The following is an 18,738-nucleotide window of genomic DNA, read 5'->3' on the forward strand; positions in this document are numbered from 1 at the left end:
TGGGAATGGAGCCACGGCGAAACTGTCATGATGCACCGCGGTATAACGGTTGGAACTCGGGTATTTCAGCGAAGCCGGATACCGGGGGGCGTATAGAAAACGCGTCGAGACAAGAAGCTGGAGTTCTGTTCGTTCCGATTGGATCGGACCGGACGGCTCTTCCCGGGCAGGATGGTGACGGGCCGTGATCAATAATCTGAAACTGCGCCAGTTGCGCCTGCTGGTCGCGCTCGACAGCGAGCGCAAGCTGCAGCTGGCCGCCGAGCGCCTCAACATCACCCAGTCGGCGGCATCCAAGATGCTGGCCGAAATCGAGGCGGTGGCGCGGGTTCCGCTGTTTGAACGGACCGCGCGCGGCGTCGAGCCGACCGCCTACGGCTCGATCCTGATCCGGGGCGGCCGGAGCGTGCTGGCCGACCTTGACCGGGTCACCAATGAATTCGCCGGCTACCGGTCCGGCGAGCTCGGCACCGTCTCGGTCGGGACGGTGGCCAAGCCCAGCATCGACCTCGTCGTCGACGTCATGCAGTATCTCGGCGAGAAGCTGCACCGGGTGAGCATTTCGCTCGATGTCAGCACCAGCCCGCCGCTGGTCGCGCGGCTGCTCGCGCTGGAGCTCGATTTCATCGTGGCGCGAATACCGGCCGGCGTCGATCCGGCGCAGTTCGACTATCACGAGATCGGCGCCGAGCAGGCCGCGCTCCTGGTGCGCGCCGAGCATCCGCTGGCCGCGCTCGACAACGTCAATCTGGAAGACACGGTCGACCTGCAATGGATCTCCCAGCCGCGGGAATCCTTCATGCGCCAGGCGCTCGAGCGGCTGTTCTACAGCCGGGGCATTGCACCGCCGCAGCGCATGATCAACACCGAATCCTTTTCCGCGTCGATCGGGATTGCCGCGGGGATCGATGCGATCGTGCCGGTGCCCTTGCTGATCTTCGATCTGCTCGATCCGCAGCGCTTCAAGATGCTGCGCATCCGCGACCAACTGATGCTCGAGAGTTACGGGCTGATCAAGCTGCGCAAGCGCGCGCTGTCGCCGGCCGCGACGCTGGTGTTCGATGCGATGATGCGGCTCGGCGTCGAGAGCGGACGACAGGCGGCGGAGGGCTCGCCGGTCTAGCCCGCAGGAATCCTCAGCGGAACATGCTGCGCAGGTTCTGCGCGATCTCCAGCAGCGCCGGATTGTGCTTCACAGCGCGCTTGGCGCGGCTGATCGCCGACAGCATGCCGGCCGCCGGCTTGCCGCGCAGGCTGAGCGGAATGAAGCTGTCGACGATTGCTTCGTCGTCCTTGCAGAACAGCCGCTTGTACTCATCCGAGCCGATGCCGAGATCGAGGGCGCGGTAATCCTGCCCGGCATGGCGATCGATGATGTCGCGCATCAGGATCAGCCCGGGGCTGAACTTGGCATTGGCCGACATCGTGTAGGTGTTGAACATCATCGAGAAGCGATGGCCGTCGGAGACGCCGGCGAAGATCGCGATCACTTCCTCGTCGCACTCCAGCGCGTGGATGTCGATCGCATAGCCGTTGCCGTCGGCGCGTGGCGCGAGGCAGGCGGCGCGGATGAACTGCTCGACGCCGGGTTCGGCGAACACGTCGGGCAGCTTCTGCTCGGCCATGCGCTGCGGCTTGACGCGGAAGAACCAGTCGAGCAGCCGGCAGACGTCCGCGCTCGTGCTCGCGACATGATAGCGGTAGCCGGGCAGCGGCTGCAGCTTGCGCTCCTTGCCCTTGAGGCGGCGGCGGAACGAGTTGCTGATCAGCGTCGCGGGCGCGGCGCCGGGCTCGATCACCAGCAGCGGGCAGTCGTTGACGGAAGCCTGGTGCGGCAGCAACGCCAGCGGATTGGGCTGGTCCTGCCAGCGCAGCGGCTGCTGGCACAGCACCAGCGCATCGACGCGGGAGCGTTCGGCGATCGAGCCGATCAGGGCGGTGATGTCGGCCTCGGTCGCGTTGGCGGCGAAGTCCTTGTCGCACAGCGCCATGTTGAAGGTCGCGTGCTTGCCGCCCATGAAGCTCGCGCAGGTCGCGCCCAGGCGAGATTCGACGGCGAGCGGCAACAGCAGCAGCGGCCGGCGCTCGCCGTCATGGGCAACGACGATGAAGGGCCGCAAGCCCTCGCGCTCGCCGACCTGGCGCTGCCAGTTGGCGAGGAAATCGAAGCGCTGATAGGGTGTGTAGCTGTGCTGTGGCGTCTCGAGACTGCGCCAGGTCGCTTCGGCCGCCGCGAGGTCATGAAAAATGTCGACGCCGGCCACGCGGATTGCGTTCGGCCACGTTCGCGTGCCCGCCGTCTGGCCTTCAGCTGCCGCCGCCATGATCATCTCGGAGCCCAAATTTTTTAAGGTATTAATTTACAGGTCTCAGCTGGCGCGACATTCGCAGGGAAATGTCAACAAAGAGTAATAAGAATGCGTCGATGGGGGCGTGGCGGTTGGCGGGAACCGCCGGGCAAAAGGCTGGGACAGGCGGGAGATTTTGGCGCCGGATAACGGGATCTTGCGGCGGGCCAGGATGGAGCTCGCATATTTCAGCGGCGCCTTCAGGCTGCGGGAGCGCGAAGCCGGCGGCGCCGGGGCGATCCTGCGCTTCGCGCGCGTCCGGCCCGCGCGCCGGGCGCGGTTTCAGCCGCTGAGGTCGCAGGAGATCACGCCGGCATTCCTCGATCGCACGATCCGCGCGCTGAAGCGCTGGAAGTACGACATCGTCGGGATCGACGAGGCCTGCCGCCGCGCGGTGACCATGCCGGAGCGCCGGCGGTTTGCTTGCCTGACCTTCGACGGCGCCAGCAAGGACATCGTCACCCATGCCTATCCGGTGCTCGCCAGGCACGGCGTGCCCTTCACGCTCTATCTGCCGACGGCGTTCCCGGATGGCGTCGGCGTGGCGTGGTGGCTGGCGCTGGAGGACATCATCGCGCGCGAGCGCCGCATCAGCCTGGTGATCGACGGCAGGGAACGCCACTTCGCGATCTCCAGCCTGTCGGACAAATACGAGTTGTTCGATTTCCTGTCCGGCTGGCTGCGCCGGCTGCCGCCGTCGGATCTCGCCTATGCGGTGAACGATCTCGGTCGGCGCTATGCGGCCGACGCGGTGCAATTGTCACGCGACGCCTCGCTCGACTGGGCGGACCTGGCGAAGCTCGCGGCCGATCCGAACGTGACGTTCGGCAGCGCCACGGTGAACTATCCGGCGCTGTCGAGCGTGAAGGATGCCGCCGCGCAGCGCGAGATGGCGATGGGCAAGGCGGTGGCCGAGAGCGCGCTTCGCCGGCCGGTCAGGCATTTCGCCTATCCCTTCGGGGACCGCGACGCCTTCGCCCGTCCGGATGTGGTGATGGCCGAGGAGGCCGGCTTTGCCAGCGCGGTGTCGACCATCTCGGGGGTGGTCGAGGCGCAGGGCCGGACCAACCTCTATGCGCTGCCGCGGATCGCGTGGGATGGCCGGGTGCGTTCGCTACGGATCATGCGGGTGCTGCTCTCGGGCGTGATGTTCGCGCCGGTGCGGCCGACGCGGAGCGCGCGCGGCCAACACGTGATTTAGGCGCGATCAGGCCGCGACATCCAGGACACGATCGGCATCGCCGGCAGCACCCAGCCGAGGCCTGCAACGACGTAGAAGATCGCCTGCAACAGGCCGGAACTGGCGAGCCACGGGGTCTGGGCCACGGTCATGCCGAGCAGCGACCACACCACCACCAGGATGAGCAGGAAGATGGTTCCGAGCAATTTGCGGGTGCGTATGGCCATGGCGGATATCTGTAACTCGTGATCTCAAGCGTTTCGGCAGCGCTTGCGCGGCCGGCGCGGCGGACTATAAGGGGCGCGAAAATCCAATCAAGTCAGGGCGAAATGGCCGGTATTTCCGCAAAGACATCGCAGCTCCGCGCCGTCCGCGTATGGCTGCTCGCAGTCGCCGGCCTGATCGCGCTGATGGTGCTGGTCGGCGGCGCCACGCGGCTCACCGAGTCCGGCCTGTCGATCGTCGAATGGAAGCCGGTGACCGGCGCGCTGCCGCCGCTGACCGAGACGCAGTGGAACCAGGCCTTCGAGGGCTACCGGAAGATTCCGCAATATCGCGAGCTCAACGCCGGGATGACGCTCGCGGAGTTCAAGACGATCTTCTGGTGGGAGTGGAGCCATCGGTTGCTCGGCCGGGTGATCGGCGCGGCCTATCTGCTGCCGTTCCTGTATTTCCTGTGGCGCGGCGCGGTGAGTGGCGAGCTCGGCCGGCGGCTCTGGGTGATCTTCGGCCTCGGTGCGCTGCAAGGCGGCGTCGGCTGGTGGATGGTGGCATCCGGCCTCTCGGAGCGTGTCGAGGTGTCGCAGTATCGGCTGGCGACGCATCTGGTGCTGGCGCTGCTGATCTTCGCGGCGATCGTCTGGACGTTGCGGCGCCTGACTGACCGCCCGTCCGTGATTGCGCCCGTCAGGCTGAAGATTACAAGCGCGGTGCTGCTCGTGCTGACCTTCGTGCAGCTCTATTTCGGCGCGTTGGTCGCGGGGCTACGCGCGGGCAGGGTCTACAACACCTGGCCCGACATCGACGGCGGTTTGATCCCGTCGGCCGATCGTCTCTGGTTCGAGACGCCGTGGTGGCGCAATTTATTCGACAACACGCTGACGGTGCAGTTCGAGCACCGCATGACCGCGTATCTGTTGTTCGCGCTGGCGATCGCGCATGCGATCGATGCCGTGCGTGCGCGCGCCGGCGCTGCGGTGATTGCGGGCGCGTGGTGGCTGGTTGCGGCGATCACGCTGCAGGCCACCCTCGGCATCCTGACGCTGCTGCATCAGGTGCCGATCGATCTGGCGCTGACGCACCAGGCCGTCGCGATCGTGGTGCTGACGCTCGCGGTGTTGCAAACCGAGCGCTTCGCGGCGCGCCGCACCGAACGGGACCAGCCGACCCTGGTTCCGGTCGGCCAGTCGCTTTGATCCTGATCAATCAGGACAGGTAATCGAGGCCGATATCGAGCGCGGCCGAGCTGTGGGTCACCGAGCCGACCGAGATCAAATCGACGCCGGTGGCGGCAATGGCTGCGGCGGTCGCCGCGGTGATGCGGCCGGAGGCCTCGGTGATCGCCTTGCCGCGCGCCATCGCCACCGCCTGGCCGAGCTGCTCGGTCGTCATGTTGTCGAGCAGCACCACATCGACGCCGAGCGCCAGCGCCTCTTCGAGCTGCGATAGCGTGTCGACCTCGACCTCGATCTTGACGAGATGGCCGGCGTTGGCCTTGGCGCGTTCGATCGCGGTGCGGATGCCGCCGGCGAGCGCGACGTGGTTGTCCTTGATCAGCACGGCGTCATCGAGCCCGAAGCGGTGATTGCTGCCGCCGCCGGCGCGCACCGCATATTTCTCCAGCGTCCGCAGTCCCGGCGTGGTCTTGCGGGTGCAGACGATCTGCGCGCGGGTGCCTGCGACGGCCTTGACCAGCGTGGCAGTGGCGGTGGCGACGCCGCTGAGATGGCAGAGGAAGTTGAGCGCAGTCCGTTCCGCGGTGAGCAGGCTGCGGGCTGGGCCATCGATGATCGCGATGACCTGGTTGGGCTCGACCGCGCTGCCGTCGGGCCGCTCGGCGCGCAGCGTGACGGCTGGCGACACCGTCTGGAAGGCCGTCCGCGCGACATCGAGGCCGGCGATCACGCCGGGCTGCCGTGCCCGCATCACCAGCCGCGCCTGCTGGCTGGCCGGTACGATGGCGTCTGCGGTGATGTCGCCGGCGCGGCCGAGGTCTTCGCGCAGCGCGGTCTGCACGATCGGTTCATAGAGCAGCGGCAACAGGGGATTGAGGGTCATGATAGGGCGCTCCTGGCTGATAGCTTGGATTCAACGATGTCGCGTGCGGCGGCGAGTGCTTCGGCACGGGTGAGGGACGACGGCGATGCCGACACCGCGGTGTGCGGGAAATCGGTGCGGAAATGGCCGCCGCGGCTTTCCTCACGCCGGATCGCGGCAACGGCCATCATCAATCCGACCAATGCTGCGTCGGATGCCGCGCTCTGGCTGCGTGCGAGCGGAGTGAGGCTCCGGATCGCGCGCGCGATGCCGTCGCGATCGCGCAGCACGCCGAGCCCCTGGGTGAGGATCGGTCGTACCGCCGAAGGATCGGACGCCGGGGGCAGCGTGTCGTCACGCAGCATCGCGCGCGGGCCTGCGCTCACGCCTTCGATGCTCTCGGCGACCCAGCGCGCGCAGACGATCGCCTCCATCAGCGAGTTGCTGGCGAGCCGGTTGGCGCCGTGCAGGCCGGTGCGTGCGGCTTCGCCGCAGGCCCACAGGCCCTGCACGCTGCTGCGGCCAAAACCGTCAACCGCGATGCCGCCCATATGGTAGTGGACAGCCGGCCGGATCGGAATCGGATCACGGGCGGGATCGATACCGGCCATCTTGCAGAACGCGCTGATCACGGGATAGCGCTCGGCGAAATCCGCACCCGGATGCTGGCGCGCATCGAGGAAGGTGCGATGCCCCGCGGCACGATGGCGCCACACGGCGCGCGCGACGATGTCGCGTGGCGCAAGCTCGGCGCCGGGCTGACCGGCCATGAAGCGCTGCCCGGTCTCGTCGATCAGCACAGCGCCGTCGCCGCGGATCGCCTCGGTCAATAGCGGCATCGGCCGTGACGGACCGTCGAACGCGGTCGGGTGAAACTGGACGAATTCGAGATCCGACAGCCTTGCGCCGGCATGCGCCGCGAGCGCGAGGCCCTGGCCGGAGCATCCGGCGGGGTTGGTGCTGTCGGAAAACAGCCCGCCGATGCCGCCGGTTGCGATCACGACGCGGTTGGTCGCGATCGTCAGGGGTCCGCGGTCGCTGGCTGCGAGCACGCCACGGACCGCATTGTCCTCGACCAGCGGCCGGCGCGCCTCGACGCCTTCCAGCAGCGTGATCGACGGCGTCCGGCGGACCGCCGCGATCAGCGCGCGCATGATCTCCCGGCCGGTGCCGTCGCCGGTGGCGTGCACGATGCGGTTGCGGCTGTGCGCAGCCTCGAGCCCGAGGCGCCAGCTGCCGTCGGCGCGGCGGTCGAAGGCGACGCCGAGCTCGGCCAGATGCTCCACCGCGGCGGGCGCGGCATGAACGATGCGGCTCGCCGCGGCCGCGTCGCACAGGCCGGCACCGGCCGCGAGCGTATCGGCGAGATGCAGCGCAGGGCTGTCATCCGCGCCGACCGGAGCGGCGAGGCCGCCCTGCGCCCACATGCTGGAGGCCTCGGCGCCGAGCGGAGACTTCGAGAGCAGCACGACCGGCTCGGGCGCGAGTTGCAGCGCGGTCATCAGTCCTGCGGCACCGCCGCCGATGATGACCGGGCGGCCATTGAGATCGGAGAAATCGTTGCTCATATCGTCAGCATCCTTTCGACACTCCTGCGCGCGCGATCGGCGATCTCCGGATCGATCGTGACCTCGTGCTGGTTGGTTTCCAGCGCGTGGCGGATGTTCTTCAAGGTGATCCGCTTCATGTGCGGACAGAGATTGCAGGGGCGGACGAAGTCGACATCCGGATTGCGCGCCGCGATGTTGTCGCTCATCGAGCATTCCGTCAGCAGCACGACGCGCGGCGGACGCCTGGTCTCGACGAACGACTGCATCGCCGCCGTCGAGCCCGCAAAGTCCGCTTCCGCGACCACCTCGGGCGGGCATTCCGGATGCGCGAGGACGGTGACATCAGGATAATTTTCGCGCAGCTGGCGGACGTCGTCGGCAGTGAACAGCTCGTGCACCTCGCAATGGCCCTTCCAGGCGATGATCTTCTTGCTGGTCTGCTTGGCGATGTTCTGCGCCAGATATTCATCGGGCAGCATGATGACGCGCGCGGCGTCGAGCGACTCGACGACCTTGAGCGCATTGCCTGACGTGCAGCAGATGTCGGATTCCGCCTTCACCGCGGTCGACGTGTTGACGTAGGCGACCACGGGCGCATCCGGGTAGCGCGCGCGCATCAGCCGCACGTCCTCGGCTGTGATGGAATCCGCCAGCGAGCAGCCGGCCGCAAGATCGGGGATCAGCACGGTCTTGGCCGGATTGAGCAGCTTCGCCGTCTCGGCCATGAAATGCACGCCGGCGAGCACGATCACGTCGGCGTCGACCTTGGTCGCTTCGCGCGCCAGCAACAGACTGTCGCCGACGATATCGGCGACTCCGTGGAAGATTTCCGGCGTCTGGTAATTGTGCGCCAGCACCACCGCGTTGCGGCGGCGCTTCAGCGCGAGGATCGCATCGACGTCCTCGGCGAAGGTGGCCCATTCGAATGGCGGGATGACGCGTCTGACGCGCTCATAGAGCGGCGCGGTGCGGGTGAGCAGATCGGTATCGGGTGCAACCATTTATACTCTCCGTGAGCATAAGATGGCTTATACTTATCCTGAGCATAAAGCGTGTCAAGTGCGTGAAAGCGGAAGCTTGGTCCCGGCGACGGCCCGTTCGGCCAATACGGCATGGCGGAAGCGGAACAGCTTGGCCGGCCGTCCGACGGTATCGGCAGCCATTGCGCCTGTCTCTTCAACGAGTTCCTGCTGTTCGATGAGCCGGCGGAAGTTCTGCTTGTGGACCAGACGGCCTGCGAGCGCCTCAACACTGCGTTGCAGTTGCAGCAGGGTGAACTCGGCCGGCATCAATTCGAATACCACCGGACGATATTTGATCTTGGCGCGCAGCCGCGCGATCCCGGTCGCGAGGATGCGGCGATGATCCGCCGTCATCGGCTTGCCGGGCACCACGGTCGCATCGCGCGCGCGCGTGCGGTCGGCTTCGGGGATCAGCGACGCTTCGTAGAGCAGCTCATAGCGCTGCAAAACCAGCTCTTCGTTCCAGTCGCGATCGTCGAGACCGAACGTGATGGCGCAGCGCTGCCAGCGCTCCCGCTGCAATGTCGGCGTCGGCGCGGCTTTCGCCCATGCCTTCAGCTTCGGCGCGATGATCTTGGCCAGGCACGAAGGCGGGCCGGCGCGATGATCCTCCCAGGGGAAGTAGTCGTACCAGCCCGACCAATGCGCCTCGAAGCCTTCGCCGACCCGGTCCTCGCGGGTCAGGCCGAGATAGCTGATCGAGACGCTGTGCGGCCCCTTGGCGTCGCCGGAGCGGCCGCGATCGGCAAAGGTATAGAGCTGCTCGACATAGCCGAGCGGATGGCCGGTCTGCGCCTCGACCCAGGCTCGCAGCGCAGTCTGCAGCGAGCGGTGGGTGAACTCGAACGGGCCGCTCGGCAGCGCGGCACCGCCGGCGATGGTCATGATCCTGGGCGTGCCGTCGGTGACGGCGACGAGCACGGCGACGAGGTCGGCGGTGACGGCGTTGCCCGAAGCCGTTGCACTGGATTTCTGCGGCGATCTGGCCACGCGATCGTTCCGCGCTAGCAGTAGCCGTAGACGCCGCAGGCGTAGGGCAGGCGGTCCCAATAGTCGACATAGGCGCCGCCGTAATAGGGGCCGAGATACCTGTAGGAACGCGAATTGCCGTAATAGCCGGGCAGTGATGACGATCCCGGCAGCAGCGGCTCGCCGCGCACGAACGGGATATACGGCTCCGAATTGAGCGGGATCACCTTGGGCTCGACGACCACGAGCTGGCGTCCGCGCCGCACATAGGCCGGCCCTGTGATGGTGGTGCGGTAGGCGTAGTGCCGGCGCGGCAGGCCGGCCGGCAATTGGCGTGCAGCCTTGACGGTTGGGCTCTTGGCGACGACCGGGCCGTCGGCGGCGTCAGCAGGCGATATCGCAGACAGCGCGATCGCGAGCGGCAATATCCAGCGCAGCATCCATGGTCTCCCGAATCATCCGGAGCCTATCACTGCCACTTTATGCCGGATTGAACGTTAACGAGAGACCTGTCGGGATTAAGCGTTAACGGGAAACCTGCCGTTTGGCCGGAATTGCCGGAGCGATGCGGCGCACTGCTCCGGCACATCCTTTGGATTTAGGCGCGCAGGGCCTGGTCGAGGTCGGCGATCAGGTCTTCCTTGTCCTCGATACCGATCGAGAGCCGCACCACCTCGGGCGCCGCGCCGGATTTCACCTTGGCGGCGTCGTCGAGCTGGCTGTGGGTGGTGGAGGCCGGGTGGATCACCAGCGAGCGGGTGTCGCCGACGTTGGCAAGATGTGAAAACAGTTTCAGGTTCGACACCAGGTTGACGCCGGCGTCGTAGCCGCCCTTGAGGCTGAAGGTGAACACCGCGCCGGCGCCCTTCGGCGCATATTTGCGCTGCAGCGCATTGTATTTGTCGCCAGGCAGGCCGGCATAATTCACCGCCGAGACGGCCGGGTGGGTGGAGAGGAATTCCGCCACCGCCTTGGCGTTGTCGCAGTGCTTCTGCATGCGCAGCGGCAGCGTCTCGATGCCGGTGAGGATCATGAAGGCGTTGAACGGCGACAGCGCCGGGCCGAGGTCGCGCAGGCCGAGCACGCGGCAGGCGATCGCGAAGGCGAAATTGCCGAAGGTCTCCTGGATCCGGATGCCGTGATATTCCGGGCGCGGCTCGCTCAGCATCGGGTACTTGTTGTCCTTCGACCAGTCGAAGGTGCCGGCGTCGACGATGATGCCGCCGAGCGAGTTGCCGTGGCCGCCGAGGAACTTGGTCAGGGAGTGCACGACGATGTCGGCCCCGTGGTCGATCGGCTTGATCAGATAGGGCGAGGCCAGCGTGTTGTCGACGATCAGCGGCACGCCGGCCTTGCGGGCGACTGCGGCGATCGCCTCGATGTCGGTGATGCTGCCGGCGGGGTTGGCGATTGACTCGATGAAGATCGCCTTGGTGTGCGGCGTCACCGCACGCTCGAAGCTTTCGATCTCGTCCGGATCGGCCCAGGCCACGTTCCAGCCGAACGCCTTGAAGGCGTGGGTGAACTGATTGATCGAGCCGCCATAGAGCTTGCGCGCGGCGATGATCTCGTCGCCGGGCTTCAGCAGCTGTTGCAGCACGACGACCTGCGCGGCGTGACCGGAGGCGACGGCGAGCGCCGCGGTGCCGCCTTCGAGCGCTGCGACGCGTTCCTCGAGCACGGCGTTGGTCGGATTGCCGATGCGGGTATAGATGTTGCCGAAGGCCTGCAGGCCGAACAGCGAGGCGGCGTGATCGGCATCGTTGAACACGAATGACGTGGTCTGGTAGATCGGCGTCGCCCGCGCGCCGGTGGTGGGATCAGGCTGTGCGCCGGCGTGCACGGCGAGGGTGGAAAATCCCGGAAGGCGATCGGTCATTCTTGGTGTCCTGTTGTGGCCTGGTCGAAAATGCGCGGCATGCTGATGGCGGCGGCCGCCGCCGTCAAGCGCGTTCGGGACGCCGCCATTTGCTGAAAAGGCATCCCACGCCATACCGGCCGAGCGGAACGATTATTCCGCCGCGATGTCAGGTGGTCTCGGTCTTGTTTTTTGCCGCGCGGTCGGATGCCGCAGTCTGGCCGCCGCCGAAGCTCGTGCGGTTGAGCGACAGCCGCATGCCCTGCGTCGGGATCGGTGCACGCTTGGAACTCAGCGTGCGCGAGTTGACGCCCATCCAGGAGATTTCAGACGACAGACGGCCATACTCGATCTTCGGACAGCGATTCATCACCACCTTGAGACCGGCGGCTTCCGCCTTCTCGGCCGCGGCATCGTCGCGCGCGCCGAGCTGCATCCAGATCACCTTCGGCGGCGGCGACAATTTCAGCGCCTCGTCGACGACGGGCATGATGTGGCTTGAATTGCGGAAGATGTCGATCATGTCGATCGGGCGGTCGATATCCGCAAGCGAAGCGACGAACGGCTTGCCCATCAGCGTCTTGCCGACATGGCCGGGGTTGACCGGGATCATGTCGTAGCCGCGCTGCGCCAGATATTTGAAGGCGAAATAGCTCGGCCGCACATTGACCGGCGAGGCGCCGACCATCGCGATCGATTTGACGCCGTTCAGGATGCTGCGGATGTAGTTGTCGTCGTAGGCGTCGTGATTCATTTTTCTTCCGCTTTGTCATTCCGGGATGGTGCGTTAGCACCAGACCTCAGATGCGCAATCGCGCATCGGGGAATCTCGAGATTCCGGGTTCGATGCTTCGCATCGCCCCGGAATGACGACCTGCGGTCGTCACTTGTCCTGCCACTTCGGATCGCGCTTCTCGATGAAGGCGCCGATGCCTTCCTCGGCGTCGCGTGCCATCATGTTCTCGGTCATCACCTCGGCGGCGAAGCGATAGGCGTCCGCGAGGCTCATCTCGGCCTGGCGATAGAACGCCTCCTTGCCGAGCTTGACGGTATAGGCCGATTTCAGCGCGACCTTCTCGGCTAGCGCGATCGCGGCGTCGCGCTCGGTGCCTGCCGGCACCACGCGGTTGACGAGGCCGATGCTCTGCGCCGTTGCCGCGGAGACCGGCTCACCGGTCAGCAGCATTTCCATCGCCTGCTTGCGCGGCACGTTGCGCGACAGCGCCACCATCGGCGTCGAGCAGAACAGCCCGATGTCGACGCCCGGTGTCGCGAACGCCGCCGCCTCAGAGGCGACCGCGAGGTCGCAGCTTGCGACGAGCTGGCAGCCGGCCGCGGTCGCGATGCCCTGGACCGATGCCACCACCGGCTTCGGCAAATGCACGATCGCCTGCATCATCGCGCTGCACGCGTTCATGATCTCAGCGAAATAGGCGCGGCCACGGTCGGCATCGGTGCGGCGCGCGGTGAGCTCCTTGAGGTCGTGGCCGGCGCAGAACGCCGGGCCGTTGGCGGCGAGCACGACGGCGCGGATGCTCTTGTCACCGCCGATCTCGTTCAGCGCAGCGTGGAGTTCGCCGATCAGGCCTTCGGACAGGCTGTTGCGCGCCGCTGGCCGATTGAGCGTCAGTAGCGCGATACTGCCGACGGTCTCGCGCAGCAGGATCGGCTGGTGTTGCGGCGCTTCTGCGCGGGCGGCTTGGGCGGACATGGTGAAATTCCACGTTGGTCTGTATGACAACTTAATGTAACAGGCAGGCAGACGCGAGGGCAGGGACCGCATGGCGATTGCGAAAATGAGCGTGGCTGAGCTGGAGGAGTTCCTGCGCAAGGAATTTCCGCAGGCGTTCGCCTTCGACGACATCAGGATCGAGAGCGCCGATGGCGAGACGGCGCTGCTGCGCCAGGCTTTCAGCGAGCGCATGCTGCGGCCGGGCGGTACGGTGTCGGGGCCGACGCTGATGGGGCTGGCGGATTTCGCGATGTATGTGGTGCTGCTGTCGGCGATCGGGCCGATCGGCCTTGCCGTCACCACTAACCTCAACATCAACTTCCTGCGCAAGGGCCAGCCGGGGCAGGACGTGCTCGCGGTCGCCAAGCTGCTCAAGCTCGGCAAGCGGCTTGCGGTCGGCGAGGTGAACCTGTTGTCCGGCACCTCGCCGGATCCGATCGCCCATGTCACGGCGACCTATTCCATTCCAAATCAATAGTCTTTTTCGCGGTATTATTGCACCATATTTTTAAGTCATTGTTTTTACTGATGTAATTCCTGTGCGTCGGCGTTGACGCGCGCCCGCGGCTTCTCTAGAAACCCACCCAGTTCGGCGCATACGGCGCCGATTTCTTTTTCACGGATTTCACACATGAGCACGTTCTCGGCCAAGCCCGCCGAAGTGACGAAGAAGTGGGTCGTGATCGACGCCAAGGGTCTGGTCGTCGGTCGTCTGGCCACGCTCGTCGCGATGCGCCTGCGCGGCAAACACCTGCCCACCTACACCCCGCATGTCGATTGCGGCGACAACGTCATCATCGTCAACGCCGCGCATGTGGTGCTGACCGGCCGCAAGCGCGACCAGAAGACCTACTACAAGCACACCGGCTTCATCGGCGGCATCAAGGAGCGCACTGCGAAGCAGATCCTCGAGGGTCGCTTCCCCGAGCGCGTCGTCGAGAAGGCGATCGAGCGCATGATCCCGCGCGGTCCGCTCGGCCGCATGCAGATGGGCAATCTGCGCGTCTATCCGGGTGCCGAGCATCCGCATGAGGCCCAGAGCCCCGAGAAGGTCGATATCGCTTCCCTGAACCGCAAGAACACGAGGGCCGCATAATGTCCGACACGTTGCAGTCCCTCGACCAGCTCTCGCAGGTCAAGCCGGCCGCGCCCGACGCGCCGAAGTACGTCAAGAAGGTCGACAAGTTCAACCGCGCCTACGCCACCGGCAAGCGCAAGGACGCGGTTGCGCGCGTGTGGGTCAAGCCCGGCTCCGGCAAGATCTCGGTCAACACCCGCGAGTTCGAAGTCTACTTCGCCCGTCCGGTGCTGCGCATGATGATCCAGCAGCCGCTGGTCGCTGCCGCCCGCAACGGCCAGTACGACGTCATCTGCACCGTCGCCGGCGGCGGTCTGTCCGGCCAGGCCGGCGCGGTCCGCCACGGCATCTCGAAGGCGCTGACCAATTTCGAGCCCGAGCTGCGCAGCGTCCTCAAGAAGGGCGGCTTCCTGACCCGCGACTCGCGTTCGGTCGAGCGCAAGAAGTACGGCAAGGCGAAGGCCCGCAAGTCCTTCCAGTTCTCGAAGCGCTAATTCGAGCTGTAAAATTCGCGGCAATTGCCGCGAGCATCGAGTTGCAGAGGGCGCCGCAAGGCGCCCTTTTTGCTGCGTCCAATGCCGCGCGCTTCGCGGTGAATTAGCGCAGTTTTTCATGAAAACTTGCGTGTGCGTGCAAACGAAATCGGAACTCGGGCCTTCTAGCGTGCGATCTCGCACCGGCGCTGCATCACCGTATTAATTGCGCCTGCGAACGTTGCATCACACCGGGCTGGGGTGAGTTTATGTCGTTCGATCCATCGACGCTCTATTTGTTCGCCACCATGGTCGCGGGCATGCTCGGCGCCATGCTTTGGCTGTTCGGCAGGCAGGAGAACATTCCCGCGCTGAAATGGTGGGGCACCGCCTATCTGCTCGGCGCGGCCTCGGTCGCGCTGTGGACGGTCGGCAGCGCGATGCTCGATCCGATGGTGCTGCTGGGCCTCAATGCGATCGGCTTCGCCGCCTGCGGCATGGTCTGGAACGCCGCGCGGATCTTCCACGGCCGCAAGGCCAATTTGCCGGGCCTGCTGCTCGGCCCGATCGCGTGGATCGGTGCGGTGACGACGGTGCAGGATCCGGCGATGCGCCTGACCATCGGCGCTGCGATCGTCGCGGTCTACGCGGCGCTGACCGCGTCTGAACTGTGGAGCGAGCGCCGCCGTGCGATGCAGCGGCGCTGGATTGCGATCGTGATCCCGGTCGCCCATGGCTGCGTGCTGATGCTGCCGATCCTGGTCGGCGATCTGCTGCGCCTGAACGGCCAGAATGTCATCTCCAGCTTCTGGGTCACGCTGTTCTCGATCGAACTCGTGCTCTATGCGATCGGCACCGTGTTCGTGATCTTCATGATGGTGTCGGACCGTGCAGTGGCCGTGCACAAGACGGCCGCGTCGATCGATCCGTTGAGCGGCATGCTCAATCGCCGCGGCTTCACCGAGGCCTGCATGCGGGTGATCGACCGCGAGGCCACGGCCGGTCGGCCGGTCACGGTGATGATCTTCGACCTCGATCACTTCAAGTCGATCAACGACCGCTTCGGCCATCCCGCGGGCGACGAGATCCTGAAACTGTTCTCCGCCGTGGTGGTCAACAGCCTGAGGATCAGCGATCTGTCGGGCCGGATCGGCGGCGAGGAATTCGCGGCGCTGTTGCCGTGCTCGCTGGAGGAGGGCGTCCTGGTCGCCGAGCGGGTGCGCGAAGCCTTCGAGAACAGCAACATCACCTGTGAGGAAGGCGCGGTCGAGACCACGGTCAGCATCGGCGTCGCCGGCGGTCCGGCCGGGACCGAGCTCGAGGTGCTGCTGGCCTCGGCCGACACCGCGCTCTATCAGGCCAAGCGCGGCGGCCGCAACCGCGTCGAGGCGGCGGAGGAGCTGCCGCTGTCGCTGGAGAACTGGCGGCGCAAGACCGCCGGCCTGCCGGCCGCGGCGCGACAGAGGCCCGCGACTGTGCGGACATGAGCACGGTAACGACTGGTTAACCATTCGATCCCATGCTTTCGGGCATGGAGTCGATCCGCAGCCGCAATCCGCAATCCGCCCTGATGTCGCTCGAAGCCGACGCGGCTTCGGCCCGCAGCGGATTCGCCTGCCTGTTCGCGGACTCCGATGAATACGAGACCGCGCTGATCGCCGAACGGCGCGCGCAAGGGCGATACGAGGCGCCGAACAGCCGCTGGCCGATCGTGATGCTGCTCGGCCTGTTGCTGATGGTGGTGGGGACAGTCCTGCTGTTCTCCTGAAGTGCTTTCGTTGTCGTCCTAACGCGTTTTCCTGACGCGAACCGGTACCACTTCGCTTGAAAACGCTTTAGCTGTGCGCCGGAGCCTGATCCTCCGCCTTGAAGTGATCGATCATCACCTTGGCGATCGCCATCAGCGGCAGCGCCAGCGCCAGACCCCAGACGCCGAACACGACGCCGAGCAGGATCTGGAACGCGAACAGCGTGGCCGGCGGGATGTCGAGCGCCTGGCGCTGGATGATCGGGGTCAGCACGTAGCTTTCCAGCGCATGCACGCCGAGGAACAGGACGAAGGCCGACAGCGCCGCGATCCAGCCGCTCGCCAGGCTCGCCAGCACCACGATCAGCCCGCCGAGGATGGCGCCAACCGTCGGGATGAAGGCGAGCAGCCCGGCCTGGATGCCCAGGATGAACGAGCTCGGAATCCCGATGATGGCAAGCCCGATCCAGGTGACCAGGAACACCGCCGCCATGGTGATGATCTGGGCGATAAGCCAGCGCTCCAGCGTCTCGCCGATGCGGTCGACGATGACGGTCGCCTGCGCGCGGTATTTGGCCGGCGCGATGAACAACAGCCCGGCGCGGTAGATGCCGGGCTGCGCCGCGAAGGCGAGCCCGAGGAACAGCACGATGAAGAAGTTGCCGACCACGCTGACGGTGCCGAGCAGGACTTTCAGCGTCTGACTGATGATGGCGCCGCCGCTGGAGGCCAGCGCGCCGGCGCCGGGGATGCCATGGGACTGGGACGCCGCCGCCGGGCTCGTTGTCGTCGTCGCCACCGCTGTGCCTTCGCCCTTGGCCTCGCCGGCGGCATTGGTGAAATCGAGATAGCTAGTATCGACGCCGTGCTGCTCGAGGAATTCCTTGACGCTGCCGAGCTGCGATTTGATCGTGTTGCTCAGCACGGTGGCCTGCTGGGCGATGGTGGTGCCGCCGAGGAACACGATGCCGGACAACAGGCCTGCCATCGCCAGGCAGACGATCGCAAGCCGCAGCGCGTGCGGCAGCCCGGTCAGCCGGCCGAGCAGGGTGGTCATGGCATTGAGGCCGACCCCGAGCAGCATGCCCGCGAACAGCAGGAACAGCGTCGCGGCGAACTGCCAGGCGAACAGCAGCAGGGCGGCGAACAGCACGATGCCGATGCCGCCGATGGCGATCGCCCACGCCAGGTCGTTGCGGGCCTGCAGGCGATTGTCAGCCGAGTCAGTCACGGGTGATTCCCCTTTCGCGGACGGTGTCCGGAGCAGTCTTTGGCGAAAATCCCGCCGGGATCAAGCTGGGCCGGCCGTGCCGGTTTGCCGCTGACGCGCCGTGGTGACGGGGACGACCTGCCGGGCGTCCGGCCGGATTTCGGCCCGCCGGGGCGCCAATCTGTGCAGGGCTGCAAGCCCCCCTGTGCAGGAATAGACGGTTGATCCGGCGGGAACTCGAAGGCATGATCGTCTCCGCAACGTCGCAAGCTTAGAAGAATCATTGCGCGAGACTTCAATAATGAGACGGCCCGTGGTCGGCGTGATCGGAAACGCCCATCGCATCGAAAATCGTTTCACAGTCCAGATGGTCGGGGAGCGCAACCTGCGTGCGGTTGCCGAGGTCTCGGGTGCCGTGCCGCTGATGTTCGCGGGCAGCCCCGAAATCACCGAGGTCGGTGCCTTGCTCGACGTGGTCGACGGCGTCGTCCTGACCGGAGCCCGCGCCAACGTCCATCCGACCCGCTTCAACACCGAGCCCTGCGCCGCCCACGAGCCCTACGACATCCACCGCGATGACGTGGCGCTGGCGCTGACGGAGGCCTGCGTCGCGCGCGGCGTGCCGATCTTCGGCATCTGCCGCGGGCTGCAGGAGATGAACGTCGCCTTCGGCGGCTCGCTGCATCCGGAGATCCGCGAGATTCCGGGCCGCATGAACCACCGCATGCCGCGGCTCGAGAACGGCGAGATCCATCCCGATCCGACCGTGGTGTTCGCCGATCGTCACGATGTCGCACTGACGCCGGGAGGCGCCTTCGCAAAAATCCTTGGCCGCGAGACCATCCGGGTCAATTCGCTGCACGGTCAGGGCATCCTCGAGCCCGGCAAGCGCGTCGTGATCGAGGGCATTGCCGAGGACGGCACCATCGAGGCGATCCGGATCGCCGACGCGCCCGGTTTTGCGCTCGGCGTGCAGTGGCACGCCGAATACGATCCGCAACGCAATCCGATCAACCGCGCGCTGTTCGAGGCCTTCGGCGACGCGCTGCGCGAGAGGCGGCGCGCGGCGTAGGGGCTGCTTTCACTGCTGTTGTTCCTGCGCGTTTTAAGCACGATGTCATCACCCGGCTTGACCGGGTGATCCAGTATTCCAGAGGCAGGCGCTATTGAGCCGATGGGCCGCGGCGTACTGGATCGCCCGGTCAAGCCGTGCGATGACGGTTTTAGGTGAGGACGCAGTTTTCCATTCTCGCGACATCTTTTGTCCGAGCTTTGCTCTTTCGTTCCGCCCTCTCCGTTGGTGAGGGCGCAGGGA

Annotated in this window: 20 protein-coding genes; 9 read left to right on the forward strand and 11 right to left on the reverse strand. The window is 66.1% G+C overall.

What is annotated here, in order from left to right; translation table 11 throughout:
- The first annotated feature begins 184 nt into the window (after nucleotides 1–184).
- A complete protein-coding gene (locus ACVINW_RS29190) occupies nucleotides 185–1,123 on the forward strand; it encodes a LysR family transcriptional regulator (RefSeq protein WP_456754463.1) in 939 nt (312 codons plus the stop codon).
- A 13-nt stretch (nucleotides 1,124–1,136) separates the two neighbouring features.
- Here ACVINW_RS29190 and ACVINW_RS29195 read toward each other — a convergent pair whose 3' ends face one another.
- On the reverse strand, nucleotides 1,137–2,330 hold the full coding sequence (locus ACVINW_RS29195) for a GNAT family N-acetyltransferase (RefSeq protein WP_456754464.1): 1,194 nt from the start codon (nucleotides 2,328–2,330) through the stop codon (nucleotides 1,137–1,139).
- Nucleotides 2,331–2,484: 154 nt separating this feature from the next.
- Between ACVINW_RS29195 and ACVINW_RS29200 the strand changes: the two genes are divergently transcribed.
- Nucleotides 2,485–3,549, forward strand: coding sequence for a polysaccharide deacetylase family protein (locus ACVINW_RS29200; RefSeq protein ID WP_456754465.1), 1,065 nt, complete (start codon nucleotides 2,485–2,487; stop codon nucleotides 3,547–3,549).
- Here ACVINW_RS29200 and ACVINW_RS29205 read toward each other — a convergent pair.
- Nucleotides 3,546–3,755, reverse strand: coding sequence for a DUF2842 domain-containing protein (locus ACVINW_RS29205; protein WP_229183239.1), 210 nt, complete (start codon nucleotides 3,753–3,755; stop codon nucleotides 3,546–3,548). The genes ACVINW_RS29200 and ACVINW_RS29205 overlap by 4 nt on opposite strands.
- Nucleotides 3,756–3,857: 102 nt before the next feature.
- On the opposite strand from ACVINW_RS29205, the gene ACVINW_RS29210 reads away from it, so the two are divergent.
- Nucleotides 3,858–4,943 (forward strand): COX15/CtaA family protein, encoded by a 1,086-nt coding sequence (locus ACVINW_RS29210; protein ID WP_456754466.1) that lies wholly within the window; start codon nucleotides 3,858–3,860, stop codon nucleotides 4,941–4,943.
- Nucleotides 4,944–4,953: 10 nt separating this feature from the next.
- On the opposite strand, the gene nadC is transcribed toward ACVINW_RS29210, so the two are convergent.
- The 8 genes from nadC to ACVINW_RS29250 all read right to left on the reverse strand — a co-directional run bounded on the left by nadC (nucleotide 4,954) and on the right by ACVINW_RS29250 (nucleotide 12,894).
- Entirely contained in the window at nucleotides 4,954–5,805 is an 852-nt protein-coding gene (gene nadC, locus ACVINW_RS29215) for a carboxylating nicotinate-nucleotide diphosphorylase (RefSeq protein ID WP_456754467.1), read from the reverse strand.
- Nucleotides 5,802–7,352 (reverse strand): L-aspartate oxidase, encoded by a 1,551-nt coding sequence (locus ACVINW_RS29220; RefSeq protein WP_456754468.1) that lies wholly within the window; start codon nucleotides 7,350–7,352, stop codon nucleotides 5,802–5,804. Before ACVINW_RS29220 ends, nadC begins: the two co-directional genes overlap by 4 nt.
- Nucleotides 7,349–8,335, reverse strand: a complete 987-nt coding sequence (gene nadA, locus ACVINW_RS29225; RefSeq protein ID WP_456754469.1) for a quinolinate synthase NadA — start codon at nucleotides 8,333–8,335, stop codon at nucleotides 7,349–7,351. Before nadA ends, ACVINW_RS29220 begins: the two co-directional genes overlap by 4 nt.
- 54 nt (nucleotides 8,336–8,389) lie before the next feature.
- Nucleotides 8,390–9,346: an NUDIX hydrolase gene (locus ACVINW_RS29230; RefSeq protein ID WP_456754470.1), complete on the reverse strand. Its 957-nt coding sequence runs from the start codon at nucleotides 9,344–9,346 to the stop codon at nucleotides 8,390–8,392.
- Nucleotides 9,347–9,360: 14 nt separating this feature from the next.
- Complete coding sequence (locus ACVINW_RS29235) at nucleotides 9,361–9,765, reverse strand: hypothetical protein (RefSeq protein WP_456754471.1); 405 nt, start codon at nucleotides 9,763–9,765, stop codon at nucleotides 9,361–9,363.
- 158 nt (nucleotides 9,766–9,923) lie between these two features.
- On the reverse strand, nucleotides 9,924–11,204 hold the full coding sequence (locus ACVINW_RS29240; protein ID WP_456754472.1) for an O-acetylhomoserine aminocarboxypropyltransferase: 1,281 nt from the start codon (nucleotides 11,202–11,204) through the stop codon (nucleotides 9,924–9,926).
- A gap of 148 nt (nucleotides 11,205–11,352) precedes the next feature.
- Complete coding sequence (locus ACVINW_RS29245) at nucleotides 11,353–11,937, reverse strand: CoA-binding protein (protein ID WP_456754473.1); 585 nt, start codon at nucleotides 11,935–11,937, stop codon at nucleotides 11,353–11,355.
- Between the two features lie 129 nt (nucleotides 11,938–12,066).
- Nucleotides 12,067–12,894 (reverse strand): enoyl-CoA hydratase, encoded by an 828-nt coding sequence (locus tag ACVINW_RS29250; protein WP_456754474.1) that lies wholly within the window; start codon nucleotides 12,892–12,894, stop codon nucleotides 12,067–12,069.
- 70 nt (nucleotides 12,895–12,964) lie between these two features.
- Here ACVINW_RS29250 and ACVINW_RS29255 point away from each other — a divergent pair, with 70 nt between their 5' ends.
- From ACVINW_RS29255 to ACVINW_RS29275, 5 genes are all read left to right on the forward strand, one after another.
- Nucleotides 12,965–13,393, forward strand: coding sequence for a PaaI family thioesterase (locus ACVINW_RS29255; RefSeq protein WP_456754475.1), 429 nt, complete (start codon nucleotides 12,965–12,967; stop codon nucleotides 13,391–13,393).
- Between the two features lie 153 nt (nucleotides 13,394–13,546).
- Nucleotides 13,547–14,011, forward strand: a complete 465-nt coding sequence (rplM, locus tag ACVINW_RS29260) for a 50S ribosomal protein L13 (RefSeq protein WP_021079117.1) — start codon at nucleotides 13,547–13,549, stop codon at nucleotides 14,009–14,011.
- The gene (gene rpsI / locus ACVINW_RS29265) at nucleotides 14,011–14,487 is read left to right on the forward strand and encodes a 30S ribosomal protein S9 (protein WP_212013477.1); all 477 of its coding nucleotides are present in this window, start codon (nucleotides 14,011–14,013) and stop codon (nucleotides 14,485–14,487) included. The genes rplM and rpsI overlap by 1 nt, the downstream gene beginning before the upstream one ends.
- A 248-nt stretch (nucleotides 14,488–14,735) precedes the next feature.
- Nucleotides 14,736–15,953: a diguanylate cyclase gene (locus ACVINW_RS29270; protein WP_456754476.1), complete on the forward strand. Its 1,218-nt coding sequence runs from the start codon at nucleotides 14,736–14,738 to the stop codon at nucleotides 15,951–15,953.
- A gap of 44 nt (nucleotides 15,954–15,997) precedes the next feature.
- Nucleotides 15,998–16,234, forward strand: coding sequence for a hypothetical protein (locus tag ACVINW_RS29275; protein WP_456754477.1), 237 nt, complete (start codon nucleotides 15,998–16,000; stop codon nucleotides 16,232–16,234).
- 67 nt (nucleotides 16,235–16,301) lie between these two features.
- On the opposite strand, the gene ACVINW_RS29280 is transcribed toward ACVINW_RS29275, so the two are convergent.
- Nucleotides 16,302–17,444, reverse strand: a complete 1,143-nt coding sequence (locus tag ACVINW_RS29280; RefSeq protein WP_456754478.1) for an AI-2E family transporter — start codon at nucleotides 17,442–17,444, stop codon at nucleotides 16,302–16,304.
- Between the two features lie 280 nt (nucleotides 17,445–17,724).
- On the opposite strand from ACVINW_RS29280, the gene ACVINW_RS29285 reads away from it, so the two are divergent.
- Nucleotides 17,725–18,495 (forward strand): gamma-glutamyl-gamma-aminobutyrate hydrolase family protein, encoded by a 771-nt coding sequence (locus ACVINW_RS29285; RefSeq protein WP_456754479.1) that lies wholly within the window; start codon nucleotides 17,725–17,727, stop codon nucleotides 18,493–18,495.
- Nucleotides 18,496–18,738 lie beyond the last annotated feature (243 nt).

Source organism: Bradyrhizobium sp. USDA 4461 (genome assembly GCF_054055655.1).